A 13979-nucleotide genomic window follows, 5' to 3' on the forward strand; every position below is an offset into this window, starting at 1 on the left:
TCTAACTAATTATAACTAACTACTTCTATAACTTCTACTTATTAATAATTAATTAAGACGTAAATAAATCCTAGTGTTATCTGATAATTTTAAACATTTTAACGCTTTATTTTGCAGAATTCTTCTGTCATAAGGGTAAAAAGCATTGTAGTAAAGCGGAATTTGGAGAAGAATTCCAGTTTGATGTTATCTCAAAAAAACTTACTAATATTTTTATTTCTATATTTTATCTTTGGAAATTTGAAAAAATAGAGTAAATAACAAATTAATGATAAGATTATTCTGAAAATAAAACAGGAGGGATACCAATGTTTATAAAAGAACAAATTGCAAACTTATTTCGAAATTTTTCTGTGAATGAATGTAAAGGATCAAGTGATTTATACGAATATTTATCAATAAAAATTTCTGAAGATGAGGAAGTTCTTACGTTAGCTTCCTACGCACAACATGGTCAACCAGTCCCAAACTTATTATTAGGTGCAGTCCATTATTTATTGTTAAAAGGAAAAGAGCATACTTTAAAAAGGTATTATCATAGTTTAGTTGAAAATGCTGATACAAATTTTGAGAATGCCTTTCAACAATTTAAAAATTTTTGCCACGTAAATCGAGAAGAAATTATCTCTTTATTACAAACGAAACTCGTTCAAACGAATGAAGTAAGACGATGTGCCTATTTATACCCAAGTTTCTGTCACATATTTAATAAAGTGAACAAACCATTAACTTTAATAGAAATTGGTACAAGTGCGGGATTACAACTGTTTTGGGATCAATATCGATATTCATATGGAACGGAAGAAGTGTATGGAAATAGACAATCAAATGTTCATTTAAAATCAGAAATAATAGGGGAGAAGAAGCCCTCCTTTTTAAAACAAAGTCCACCTGTTATGGAAAGAATCGGACTAGATTTACATGTGAACAATTTAAATGATGAAGAAGATTATTTATGGTTACGTGCGCTAATTTGGCCAGAACATGAAGAAAGGCTTGAAAAGTTTGATCAAGCAGCAGCTCTCGTAAAAGAAAAATCAGTAAAATTAATAGAAGGAGACGGTGTAGCACTTCTACCAGCCGTTGCAGATCAAATCAGCGAAGATACTGTAATTTGCATTTTCCATACACACGTCGCAAATCAAATGCCTGAGCAAGTAAAATATAAGTTAGAAAAACAAATTAAAGAAATTGGTGCAAAACGTGATGTATTCCACCTATATAACAACATGTGGGACCGGGAACTTCATATTGATTATTATATTAACGGAAACGAATATTGTGAAACGGTTGGGGAGACGGAAGGGCATGGGAAATGGTTTAGTTGGGGGCTTGGGGATGAGTCGCTTTGTTAATGTAATCCTATAGGATGGGGACCTTTTGTTTTAGAATTTAAATTTTTGGATTAATATGATAATATTTTGTGGTAAGTTGTATATAAGGATAAAATAAAAAGGATGATAAGCATGCAAAAGAGACCAGAAGCAAATGAATATAATCCGTATTATTCAGCGTACATAAACTTAATACCAGATGGAGATATCATACATATTCTAGAGCAACAAATGAAGGAAACGAATCTTTTATTGAAGGATATTTCTGATAGTGAGGGACATTTTAGATATGCTCCTAATAAATGGAGTATAAAAGAAGTAATCGGTCATATTGCGGATACTGAACGTATTATGGCGTATCGATTGCTTTCCATAGCAAGGGGCGAGACAGCAGAACTTCCTGGATATAACGATGATATGTATGTTCTTAGAGCAGCTTTTGATAAGCAATCTATGCGAGATCTTCTTGAGAATTTAACAGTTGTTCGCCAATCTACTATGTATTTGCTTAAAAGTTTAGATAAAGAAGCTTGGTTACAAAGGGGAACTGCGAACAATTCTGAAGTCACGGTTCTTGCATTAGCAAACATAATTGCTGGTCATGAGCTTCATCATCGTCAACTTATAAAAGAACGTTATTTGGGTTCTAAGGCATATCCAGCATGTTAAAATATGAAAATAAAAAGAGAATGATTCATAGGGAATTTATGAATTATTCTCTTTTTATTTTTCTGCGTATCAATGGAATTATAAATGTTTTTTTACAAGGTCTATTCCTTCTCGTTGATGCTAATAGGGGGCACTATACATGCCCATCAAGTTAAGGGTGGGTATTGGGGTTTGTGTAGCAATGGAACCAAATCACGCAATAAGCATTAGCGAACGTTAGAAATAGTGAAAATGCCACTTTTTCCTGTTAAAACGAGGTGATTTTAAATTTCAAATTTTTCTTTTACAACAGTCGCTAGTCCATCAATTGATTTACGTAAATCTGTTGCCCCTTGTGCAAGATATACTTTTTATATTGTGATTTCTGACAGCTTATTTATTAGTAAATTCATCGGGAGTCCAAGTAGAGATTTCATTTCCAGGTGCAGCAACTACAAGCCAATCCTCAAATTGGACCCCAGCTTGCCAGCATTCATAGTGATCATGAAAACCATTTACAAACATGATTTGTCCGTTCTCAAATGTTATAAATAAATGCGGAGATTCATTAGCAAGTTGTATGTCTGTAACTTTTTGTCTTCTTACTTCAAAAATTCTCTTATATTCTTCCTCCTCAGTATAATCGTCAAATTCCTCCTCATTAGATGGATATTTTTCAGGTGGAGTATTAAATAGACACCATTTCGATTCAATGTTGACATATAATTGCCCGTCATAATCAACGGTGGCTTCAAAATCTGTAAAATGAATCTTTATAGTTGCTGGAGAAATACCAAATTGCAATCCATCAACTTGTGCTCCTATGAAGAGATGTTTTAATACCTTTTCTGCATAAATTTTGTCTTCTTTTTTCATTATACGCATCCTCCTTTCTGTAAAATATATATTATATTTTTATTGTAATAAATAAATTTTTGTGTAAAATGAACCTTTTGTGTGAAACGGACGAATATAGTGTGAAAGATCATGAGAGGGGAACGTAATTTTGGATGAAGTAGAATTTAAAGAATGGCTATATAAAATGGAGTCCGGAGACCAAGAAGTCTTTCAAGTTATTTATGAATACACCTGTAAAGATATTTATAGAACAGTAGTATTTTTATTAGGGAATCAACACCAAGATGTAGACGATATAGTTAATGAAGTGTACATAAAAATGTGGAAGTCAGTAACGAATTATGATATGAACCGTTCATTTCGTTTTTGGTTACATGGTATCGTTGTAAAACAAGTGCAAGATTGGCGTCGTAAATCGTGGCGGCGATTTCGAATCTTTGAAAAGAAGAAAATGTATGAGCAAGACCGGTCATATATAATGGATGAGGGCATTTTACATAAAGAAACACGTAATGAATTAGTAGAAGTTGTACAAAAATTATCGTATAAACATCGTGAAGTCGTTATTATGCGTTACTTCCATGAATATAGCCTGGACGAAATTGCAGTGCTTCTTCAAATCCCTGTTGGCACAGTGAAATCTCGATTACATACAGCGTTAAAACGATTAAGAACAGAAATGGAGCATATGCCAGACATAAGGGAGGGAGAAGTAAATGGATTTTGAAAAATATATAACGAATGAATTGAAAAGAAAAGCGGGAACAATCGAACCAAATACTAATCTAGAAAATAAAGTACAAACCTCTTTTCATAAATACCAACAAATGAAAAACAAAGGGAAAACTTCTATGAAGAAAAAGTTATTACTTGGCTTTGTAGCTGCGGCTGTTCTTATCCCAACCGGTACTTTTGCGGGTACAACAATAATTGATCAAATTATAGGTACACCAGAAGAAGCGAAAAAAGATATGGGAATGTCAGAGGACGGTTATACAAGATTGATGGAAAGGACAGAAGTTGCTAAAAACTTATTTGCAAAAGAGGACTTGGAAAAATATGTAGAGCTATTACAAGAAACATATCATTTTTATAAGAAAGTTAGTGTCGTAGAGAACGGAGAAAGAAAACATACAGCTATAGGTAGTTTAAGTGCTGATGAAGAAAAAAGAGATAGTGAGGTAATGGAAGAACTAAACAAGTATGAGAAAAAAATAGATCAACATTTTACATATACATTTGAACAAGCCGAGCAAATAGCTGGTTTTCCAATAAAGCGTCCTAGCTATATTCCAAAAGACCATGTTCTTATTTCAGAAGAGGCAAAGGCAGATGCCACAATAGGAAAACCAAGACCTCTTATTACAATGAGATATGAAGATCGTAATGTGAAAAAAAAGCCATCTACATCAAACGCGGAATTAGGATTTACAATTCATCAATTAGAAATACATCAAGATGATAAAAAAGATTATTTTATTGAAGAACCGTTTGATAAAGCAACTGAAAAAGGACCAAATTTTTATAAAGACATTAAAACATATAAACTAAAAGGATACGATATTACATTTGGTGAGTATAAAGAGTCGAATGTACGGGCTATGAAAATAGTGGTACCAGCAAAGGAAGGAAGAAATGCATACCAAGTCTATATAAACGATAGTATGCTATCTAAAAAAGAGCTTGAGAAAGTTTTAATTTCAGTTGTTGAATAGATAATGAAATTTCAGAAAAATGAAAGTAAGTAGTTACTTTCATTTTTCTTTTGTGATAATATGTTAGTAATTACTTACTTACATATTGAATGGAGGAATAAAGATGGGGAAATTAACAGCACGAGAAAAAGTTATGGAAGCTGCTACTTTATTATTCGGTGAAAAGGGGTATACAGCGACAACAATTCGTGAAGTGGCGGAAAAAGCAGGGGTTAGCGAATTAACGATATTCCGTAACTTTAAAAATAAGGAAAACCTATTTAGAGAGAGTATTATTTTACGTACGACACCAGTGGCTTTGTTAGAGGAAATAGAAGAGCAATTTACTGGTAATTTACATAAGGACCTTACGAAAGTAGCAGAAACATATATTCAAATCAATTTGCCGAAGCTAAATTATATTTGGGCTGCGTTAATAGAATCAAGACAAAATAGTGAAATGAAAACATTACTGCATGAGTTGAATTCACATTTAGTGGATCATTTAGAAACTTATTTAAAGCAACTTGGAGAAAAGGGGCATATTTCCTCATGTAACTACCATTTAATAGCGAATATGTTTTACGGACAACTGTTTTTATACATTATGAATGTTAGTATAGCGGAAGAAGAAATTCAGTTAGATGAGTATATAGAGACATGTGTAAATTTATTTATGAATGGGATTTTAAATAAAGAAAACGAATAGGGGTGGGGGAATTGAGGAATACATTTGCATTAATTGCTTTAATTGCAGGTTTTTTTATGGCAATTTTAGATTCAAACATTGTAAATATCGCATTACCAGAAATGACAAAGACATTTCATACTTCATTTGATACCATTTCTTGGATTGCTAATAGTTATAATGTTGTCTTTGTATCGTGTTTATTAATTGCAGCACGTCTTGCGGACCAGTTGGGTCGCAAGAAGCTGTATATTATAGGTTTATTAGGGGTTTTCTATTAGTTCGTTTATGTGTGGTATTGCCACTTCGTTTCATACACTAGTAGTTTTTAGAGCATTGCAAGGGATTTCGGCCGCAATTATCGTACCAGTTGCTATGCCTCTTGGCCTTGAGTTAGTATCGAAAGAGAAACAAGGTATGATAGGCGGTATTATGGGGGCTTTCGGAGGGTTAGCGGCGGCAATTGGTCCTTCACTTGGTGGTGTTTTAACTGATAAATTGAATTGGAGTTGGGTATTTTTTATTAATGTCCCAGTTGGCATATTATCTTTAATCTTCGTGATTCTTTGTATTAAAGAATCGTATGATCATACTGCAAGCTCTAAAATAGATTGGGCGGGTATGATTACTTCTGCATCAGCACTATGCTTACTTGTATATGCACTCATACAAGTAAATACAAATCAATTAAGTATGTTAAGCTTAATTCTTCTTTTTATGCTCTCATTAATAAGTTTTATATTATTTTTCATTATCGAAAAGAAAAATAATAATCCCATGTTACCTTTAAAGTTGTTTTCATACATAGAGTTTTCAATTTCAAATCTTTCCTTATTTTTCGTTGGTATGGGATTAATGAACTTTTTATTTATACTTGCTTTTTATTTCGTTCAAGTAGAAAGTATGTCTGAACTACAGTCAGGCTTAATTATTAGTACTTTAGCAATTGTATCTATGGTTGTTACAGGGATAGTAACACCAATTGCAACGAAACGAGGTAGTGTATTAATAGGTAGTATAGGGATAATTGCTTTTATCATAGCCTCATATTTATTTAGTCATATAGATTCAAACTTTACTACATGGGATTATATATGGCGATTAGTGATCGTTGGAATTGGAACAGGGTGCACTTTAGCGCCGTATACAACAACTGCAGTTTTAAGTGTGCCGACGGAGAAAACAGGTGTTGCTTCAAGCGTATGTAATATCTCTAGAACGGTCGGAAGTATTGTAGGGGTAGCGATACTGGTCATGTTTTTGAATCATCAATTGTTAGTTGAAAAAGAAAAAGTAGATAGGGAAGCAATGACTGTAATTGAAAAAAGTAATTTAACAAATATAGAAAGAGAACAAGTGTTGCAAGCGATGAAAGGAATTGATAAAAATCAATACAGCATATTAAAGTCTGAAGAGGGCAACAAGTTATACGAGCAGATGAAGGAGCAACATAAACAAGGAATTGTATATAGTTTTAATAAAACATTTTTAATGGGTGCAGTTATTTTTACTTTAGCGCTCATTTGTAATGTAGTTGGTATGTATGTTAGTAGGAAAACAGGTACAATCTCGTTAAAAGGATAGTTTTATTGCATAATATTATTATGTAAACAAAATTAATGAATATACAACTTGTTAAATAGTTAATTATTTTTGATTTTTCAATGGCTGCATAAGTATGATGTTTGTAGGGGGGGGCGATCATATGAGTAAACACAAAAAAAATCATAGCGATTTCAGGCAGTATTAGGAAAGGATCATCCAACACAAACATATTAAAAACTTTAGCCGCATTTATTCCAGATGGAGTAGATTACACTATATATAAAGGAATAGAGGAACTTCCTCATTTTAATCCGGATGTAGATCGAGTGGGAGCACCGGTTGTTGTTCAAGAGTTTCGAAAGGCATTAAGCGAATCACATGCACTGATTATTTGTACACCGGAGTATGCAAAAGGTATACCAGGAGTTTTGAAAAATGCATTAGAATGGCTTGTGTCTTCAGCGGAACTATATAAAAAACCAGTGGCTATCATAACAGCTTCACCGTCAATTACTGGAGGGGATAAAGCACATGAATCTTTGCTACTTACACTAGGCATGTTAGATACAGTTGTCGTTCAAAATGGTTCGTTATTAATCCCGTCTGTGCGTACTAAATTTAGTGATGATGCAAAAGTTACAGATGAGGATACAAAGCAAGCTCTTATTTCTTTAATTCAAAGTATAGTAGACGAAATAAGGGAATAATGATTTGTTTTATAAAAAAGGCAATACTACTGGTAGTTTAAACGTAGTATTGCCTTTTCATTTTCTTTTGTTTGAAATTTTGTACTAACGATTAGGCAATCATGTCACCTATTTTAAGGTTTAGACAAAATATATATTAATTTAGGCTCTGGCTCGCGTCTTTTTTCGTCTTGGTCAAATAAATAACTAAGCTCAAGATTATTACGAGGAAGATTACGCTTGTTCCTACCGTACCGAGACCAAGGCCACCGGAATCGTGAGGCTGTGATAAATAATCGCCAAAAGAGGCGCCGAAAGGACGAGTTAAAATATAAGCGATCCAAAAGGCCAACACTGCATTTAATTTGAAGCGGTAGTAAGCGACGGTTACAGCCCCAATTAATGCAGCAAATATGAACGCTGAAATCCAGTAACCTAAGTTGAGACTCTCTGCTACGAGATCACCAGCTGCAGTACCTAAGGCGAAGGTGAACAGAATAGCCAACCAGTAGAATGCTTCTCGCTTTGTTGTGTAAATAGAGTGAATGGACAGTGTCTTCTCACTCACATACCAAGCAGAAAAAGTTGCCATTAGGGCAAGGGTGAAAACGATGGTGGTCGTCTCTAGAGCGACCCCGAAGTTGTCCGTAAGATTGTCGGTGACCAGGGTGCCAACAACACTAATCAGCAAGACAGTGAGCCAGTAAATCCCTGGAACATACTTCTTCAACCTAAACTGGAAGAACAGTGTGATGAACAAGAGAGCACTCATAACAAAGGTCGTTTTAGTCAAGCCAAAGTTCAGGTTTGTATTTAAGAAGTCTGCGCCTGTTTCGCCCACTGTAGTTGCCATGATTTTGATAATCCAGAAGAAAATCGTGACTTCTGGAACTTTGTTCAGCATCTGCCAGCCTCGTGATGAAACGGAAGCGACTTCATCAGAAATGGATGGATTTTCTCTATTCTTATCCTGATCCTTCTCATAATAGTTCATGTAGGATTCCTCCTTATTAGTTTTTTATGGCCAGCGCCAATTTATATACAGAGTGTAACTAATAAGAATGAGATTCAGATGAAATTTGGATGAAAAAATCATTAAAATAAGATGAAAAAAGAAATTTCTAAAGTGTCTTTTTTATTTAACAAATACAGTTAAAAAAGTATATCCTTTTTTGTTCGCGACATTGAAAATACAGCAAAATTGATACTCTTCATTTGATATCCTAAGTTGGTCGTTTTCTGCAAAATAATAGTTTGACATGGAGTCTATACAAGCATGACTCACATGCCAAGACCGTCATTATAACAAGTGTTTGGCGCTATTATACTGGTTTCTCGATGTTAAAGCATGTGTGACTTGTTGTTTGCACCACCTTGTTGTTTTGCAAACAACAAGGTGGTGACTAATCGATTAAGTTTCTTTTGTATTTAGGGGACATTAAGAATATCTTATGTATTTCTCATCAGATTTTAATATTTTTTTAGTAGTGTATACCTTGTATCCTACAAGGAAAGAGGAAGAAGACTATGCATGTACTACATTTTTTAAGTGAATATATAAAGCACCCAAGAACTGTAGGAGCAGTATTGTCAAGTTCTAAGCAACTTGCAAAACAAATGGTAGCCCCTATAAATTTTGAACAAGCAAAATGCATTATTGAGTATGGACCAGGAACTGGAGTGTTTACGGAACAGCTCATTCAACATAAACATAATGAAACAGTATTGTTAATCATTGAGAATAACGTACAGTTTTACCGTATACTTCAAGAGCGATATTCACACATGGAAAATGTGTACATTATTCATGACTCTGCCGAATATACGGAAAAGTATGTTCAACAATATAAAATTACCCAGGTGGATTATATTATTTCAGGATTGCCATTTACCAGTTTATCCCTTGATACCTCTACAAAGATATTACAGGTAACAAAAGAAGTATTAGGAGAAGAAGGGAAATTTATTACTTTCCAATATACACGCTTTAAACAACAATTTTTTCATTCATTTTTTGTAAATATTGAGGTGAAGAAAATAAACTGGAATATTCCACCGGCTTTCGTGTTCACTTGCTTTATGTAAGGTGATGGGGGAGGAGCGAAACCAAATCACTATCATGCAAAAGAAATGAATTATTTCCAACATAAAAAACGAACGATTTTCCCTGTGAAAATTACAGAAAGAATCGTTCGTTTTTTTGTGAGAAATACAAGCTATAACTTTCATTTTGGACTATTAAAAAGGCGGAATACTTTGCGGAAAGTTGAAAATATTTTTTGGGTCATATTTAGCCTTTACGTCCATTAACCGGTCAAAGTTACAGCTATAGTAAGCATCTGGCCAATCTTTAATGGAAAGGTCAGGTGTATTAACGTAAACGCCTTTTGTGTATGGTAGCATCGCTAATCGAAAATCTTCGGTCCATCGAATGCTTGCGGCAGCACCTTCTGCTTGATTCCAAGTGGCGAATATTGACATGTTCGAAAGTGCTTTTCGGTAAAAATAAGCTGTAGATTCGTTCGATATTTCAGCTACGGCTCCGCCTAATCCATGGAAAAATACAGAGGTTGTTGCATGTTTTGGTGTATTGTTTATAAAGTGCGCGATGATCGTGAGTGCTTCTTCTGGCAATAGTGCATACACATATGGACCTACACTTTTTAAATGGTAAAAGGCTCTATAGGCTGTGTTGCAGCTATTCGTGTTGCCGCTTCTACCCAAGGTATTTCTTCTATAGTTACTGTTAACGGTGAACCGACTTGTAATAATGGCTGCAGAAGTACTTGTAATTCTTGGACTGATCCTAGGAATACTCCTTGCATTAATAACGATGGTTCCACTTCTGAAGACATGAAGAGGGTGCTCGTAAGTCGCTTATCAGCACAAGGAAGAGTATATTCTTGCCAAGACTTTAGTACAGATTTTAAATCTTTTAAGTCCCAGCTTATTTCCACAAATCCCACTGTATTAATTTTATGTGTTCGAAATCTGAATGAAGTACATATTCCAAAGTTACCGCCACCTGCGCCTCGATATGCCCAGTAGAGATCTGAATTATGATTAGCGTTGGCACGTACAATACAACCGTTCGCGTCAACCATCTCTAGCTCAATTAAATGATCAAGAGTTAATCCCCATGGACGGGAGAGTATACTATGTCCGCCGCCTAATGTTACACCTGCAATACCAGGAGTAGGACAAACGCCGCTTGGCACAACTAACCCTTCAGCTGCGAGCGTTTCAGTTAAAGAAAGGTTTCTCCACCCAGTTCCGATTGTAACAGTCCCGCCGTTATGATCTATTCCTAGTTGCTTCATTTCACTTACATCAATTACAATTCCAGCGTTGTTAACGGATAAACCTTCATAATTATGACGACCAGAGCGCATACGCATAGGTACGTTATACTGTCTAGACCAGCGAACCGCATTTACTACATCCTGTGCATTTTGAGCAAAGACAATAATTAATGGGAATTTGTTGAAGAATGTGTTGAACTCCTCGCGAGCTAAATTATATTCTGGATCTTCGGGAGTTACGATACGTCCTGTAAGTTCAATATTTTGATTACTCATTTAAGCCTTCTCTCCTTGCCGCATAATAAAATATCTATCTGGCTATTCGTAATGTGGAAAAGCGGATATAAAAATAGAACTGACTATACGTTATAAGTAGATGAATGAGTGAGGGGGATTATTCCTAGAATGAGGTTTTCGGATGAATCAGTGAATCGAAATAATAAATAAAAGGCAACACCACACAAATTTTAAATGCAGCATTGCCTAAATAAAATTAAATATATTTACTTAAAATCTCCCCAGGTAATCCATCAATTTCACAAACTTTATCTGATGTAAAACCAGCGTTTAATAAAATTTTTCGAGAGGGGATATTATTTGGATCGATAATTGCTTTTAGTACGTTTACATCAGTATGCTTCGCTATTTCAATTAACTCTTTTGCAATACAACTACCATATCTTTTTCCCCAGTGTTCTGGCAATAACATATAACCAAGTTCAGCTTCTTTTACATTATCTTCATTCACTGTTATATGTCCAAGTCCGATGAATTCATTTGTACTAGAGTCATAAACTTTATTGGAACCAAATAATTTATGTTTTTCATTGCGCAGTAACAATTTTTCATAGTCGTTTTGCGCTTTTTCTAACGGAATAGCACGCTCTGTAATTTGTGCCATAACTTTTTCGTTCGATACGAGCTGAAAGTATAGATTAAAATCTGCTGCTTCAAATTTTTTGAAATGTAGCTTATGCATATGATTCCTCCAAACTAACTTTCATTTGTTCTTCAGAAAAGATAAACCAGCGTTAAATATTGATTTCTATTTGATTGCCTTCCGGGTCGCTTATTACACTTTCGTAATAGCCATCTCCAGTGAAACGTGGTCCATTTAATAAAGGATAACCATCATCTTTTAATGTTGTCGTTAATTCATTTACACGTTCTTCACTACCGACAGAGCATGCCATATGTGCATAGCCAGTTATATTAAGATTAGGCTCATTTTCAATACCTTTTTTGCGCATAAGTTCAAGCCTTGCTCCAGAATCGAACGTAATAAAATAAGATTCGAATTGTTTCGTTTCATTATGATATAAAGAGTTTGCTTTACCATTAAAGTACTTCGTATAGATAGAAAGTACGCGTTAATTCTAAATCATTTACCCAAATTGCAATATGTTCAATTTTCATAGTTTTCACCAGCCCTAACTTAACTAATTAGGCTTTCACTTTATAAAAATTGTTTTTGCATTGCAACAATTTTGATTCGGTGTTGAAAGGATTGTTAATTTTTGATTATGTGCGTACATACAATAGGTAATTAAATGAATTATCTACATAGTAACTACTGAAAAGGGTGAATGATGAATATGAGTTCATTTGAGCAAATGATGTACGTTGGTTTCCTTATGTCTATTGTACTGTCCGTAATGATTTTAGGGTCCTTATATTATAATCCTCGACTTTCGTTAACTGATTATCCGAAAGATATTCAAAAGGTAGTTTTTCCAAAATCGATTCATGAAAAAAAGCAAACGATTTACTTTAATATTGCATATAATGCTATTCTTTTCGGTAGTCCTTTCGTTTCTACATATATACTACATAAGCATGAAAAATTATTGTATATTGATGCCTATTTACACACTTTTGGTATATTGATGATTTTCAATTTAGTAGATTTGCTTATAATTGATTGGCTAATTTTTTGCTGGGTTACTCCGAGGTTTGTTGTTATTCCTAGTACGGAAGGAATGAAGGGATATAAAGATTATAAGTTTCATTTAAGAGGGGCTATAGTCGCTACTCAATTTTTAGCAATCGTAAGTTTATTTTTGGCGGGAATTGCAACAACTATTTAGTGTGAAGAAGGGCATGAAGCGTTTATAGAAGGTAAGGAGATTTCTAATATATAGAATTAGAAATGAGAATTTGATAGTATTGGAGTAAGGAGTTTTAATAGCAGTATATTAAGTGGTATTAATATACTGCTGCAAATGTTTTGATATTATGTAAAATTCTATGATTTTATGGAAGCATTTGATAGAATTCAAAAAAGTATAATGGAGGCTAATATGAAAAAAGTAATTGGCGCAGCAACAGCAACAGTTTTTGGATTGGGGGCTTTTACCACAACTGCTACCGCAGAAACGATCGTAACAGCAGATGTACTTAACGTACGTGAAAAACCGACTACAGAATCAAAAGTTGTCGAAAAAGTAAAGAATGGACAAGAGTTAAAAGTCATAAATACCGAAGATGGCTGGTCAAAAATTGAGTTAAATGGTAAGGAAATATTTGTAAGTTCGGAGTTTACAAAAGATGTGTATCATGTAACGGCGAATTTATTAAATGTACGTACTGAAGCAAATGCAGAATCAGAAATTCTTGGTAGACTAAAAAAAGATGATGTAATTGAATCAACGCATCAAGTAAAAGACGGATGGCTGCAATTTGAGTATAAAGGAAAAACAGCTTATGCAAACGTTTCTTTCCTATCAAGTACAGCACCAATTGAAAAGAAAGTTGAAGAGAAAACGAAGCAAGTAGCGAAAGTACAAAAAGTGGTAAATGCAAAGGAAGAAGCAAAAACGCAGAAAGTAGCAAAAGTACAGGAAATAGCAAAAGTGAAAGAAACGAAGGCGCAAGAAATAGCAAAGGCTAAAGAAGAAGAGAAAGCAAAAGAAATAGCAAAAGCAAAAGCAAAAGAAGAAGAGGAAGCAAGAGAAATAGCAAAAGCGAAAGATGAAGAGAAAGCAATAGCAAAAGCAAAAGAAGAAGAGAAAGCAAAAGAAATAGCAAAGGCTAAAGACGAAGAGAAAGCAAGAGAAATAGCAAAAGCAAAAGAAGAAGAGAAAGCAAGAGAAATAGCAAAAGCAAAAGAAGAAGAGAAAGCAAGAGAAATAGCAAAGGCTAAAGAAGAAGAGAAAGCAAAAGAAATAGCAAAAGCAAAAGAAGAAGAGGAAGCAAGAGAAATAGCAAAGGCTAAAGAAGAAGAG

12 protein-coding genes and 4 pseudogenes are annotated in these 13979 nt (G+C 34.2%); 10 read left to right on the plus strand and 6 right to left on the minus strand.

Annotated features, from left to right (window positions below):
* The first annotated feature begins 308 nt into the window (after positions 1-308).
* A complete protein-coding gene (locus CDB3_RS09525) occupies positions 309-1355 on the plus strand; it encodes a DUF2332 domain-containing protein (protein ID WP_128854283.1) in 1047 nt (348 codons plus the stop codon).
* 111 nt (positions 1356-1466) lie between these two features.
* Complete coding sequence (locus tag CDB3_RS09530) at positions 1467-2003, plus strand: DinB family protein (protein WP_128854284.1); 537 nt, start codon at positions 1467-1469, stop codon at positions 2001-2003.
* Between the two features lie 263 nt (positions 2004-2266).
* Here the strand turns inward: CDB3_RS09530 and CDB3_RS33080 are convergent.
* A pseudogene (locus tag CDB3_RS33080) lies at positions 2267-2341 on the minus strand (hypothetical protein); the annotation flags it as partial.
* Positions 2342-2375: 34 nt separating this feature from the next.
* Entirely contained in the window at positions 2376-2858 is a 483-nt protein-coding gene (locus CDB3_RS09540; RefSeq protein ID WP_128854285.1) for a hypothetical protein, read from the minus strand.
* A gap of 130 nt (positions 2859-2988) precedes the next feature.
* Between CDB3_RS09540 and CDB3_RS09545 the strand changes: the two genes are divergently transcribed.
* The 5 genes and pseudogenes from CDB3_RS09545 to CDB3_RS09565 all read left to right on the plus strand — a co-directional run bounded on the left by CDB3_RS09545 (position 2989) and on the right by CDB3_RS09565 (position 7474).
* A complete protein-coding gene (locus CDB3_RS09545) occupies positions 2989-3567 on the plus strand; it encodes a sigma-70 family RNA polymerase sigma factor (protein ID WP_128854286.1) in 579 nt (192 codons plus the stop codon).
* Positions 3557-4555, plus strand: coding sequence for a hypothetical protein (locus CDB3_RS09550; RefSeq protein ID WP_128854287.1), 999 nt, complete (start codon positions 3557-3559; stop codon positions 4553-4555). Before CDB3_RS09545 ends, CDB3_RS09550 begins: the two co-directional genes overlap by 11 nt.
* Positions 4556-4658: 103 nt before the next feature.
* On the plus strand, positions 4659-5243 hold the full coding sequence (locus tag CDB3_RS09555) for a TetR/AcrR family transcriptional regulator (RefSeq protein ID WP_128854288.1): 585 nt from the start codon (positions 4659-4661) through the stop codon (positions 5241-5243).
* A gap of 11 nt (positions 5244-5254) precedes the next feature.
* Positions 5255-6806, plus strand: a pseudogene (locus CDB3_RS09560) (MFS transporter).
* A 140-nt stretch (positions 6807-6946) separates the two neighbouring features.
* Entirely contained in the window at positions 6947-7474 is a 528-nt protein-coding gene (locus CDB3_RS09565) for an NADPH-dependent FMN reductase (protein ID WP_128854289.1), read from the plus strand.
* 136 nt (positions 7475-7610) lie between these two features.
* On the opposite strand, the gene CDB3_RS09570 is transcribed toward CDB3_RS09565, so the two are convergent.
* Entirely contained in the window at positions 7611-8447 is an 837-nt protein-coding gene (locus tag CDB3_RS09570) for a COG4705 family protein (RefSeq protein ID WP_128854290.1), read from the minus strand.
* Positions 8448-8980: 533 nt separating this feature from the next.
* Here CDB3_RS09570 and CDB3_RS09575 point away from each other — a divergent pair.
* Positions 8981-9538, plus strand: a complete 558-nt coding sequence (locus tag CDB3_RS09575; RefSeq protein WP_128854291.1) for a class I SAM-dependent methyltransferase — start codon at positions 8981-8983, stop codon at positions 9536-9538.
* 153 nt (positions 9539-9691) lie between these two features.
* Here CDB3_RS09575 and CDB3_RS09580 read toward each other — a convergent pair.
* From CDB3_RS09580 to CDB3_RS09590, 3 genes and pseudogenes are all read right to left on the minus strand, one after another.
* Positions 9692-11031, minus strand: a pseudogene (locus tag CDB3_RS09580) (FAD-binding oxidoreductase).
* Between the two features lie 217 nt (positions 11032-11248).
* Entirely contained in the window at positions 11249-11734 is a 486-nt protein-coding gene (locus tag CDB3_RS09585; protein WP_128854292.1) for a GNAT family N-acetyltransferase, read from the minus strand.
* Positions 11735-11786: 52 nt separating this feature from the next.
* Positions 11787-12171: pseudogene (locus CDB3_RS09590) on the minus strand (VOC family protein).
* 179 nt (positions 12172-12350) lie between these two features.
* Here CDB3_RS09590 and CDB3_RS09595 point away from each other — a divergent pair.
* Positions 12351-12842 carry a nitroreductase gene (locus tag CDB3_RS09595; RefSeq protein WP_128854293.1) on the plus strand — a complete coding sequence of 164 codons (492 nt, stop codon included), beginning with the start codon at positions 12351-12353 and terminating at the stop codon, positions 12840-12842.
* Between the two features lie 213 nt (positions 12843-13055).
* A partial coding sequence (locus CDB3_RS09600) for an SH3 domain-containing protein (protein ID WP_256869724.1) occupies positions 13056-13979 on the plus strand: 924 nt, incomplete at its 3' end.

It is taken from the genome of Bacillus sp. CDB3 (genome assembly GCF_002081505.1).
GTDB classification, from domain to species: domain Bacteria; phylum Bacillota; class Bacilli; order Bacillales; family Bacillaceae_G; genus Bacillus_A; species Bacillus_A cereus_AT.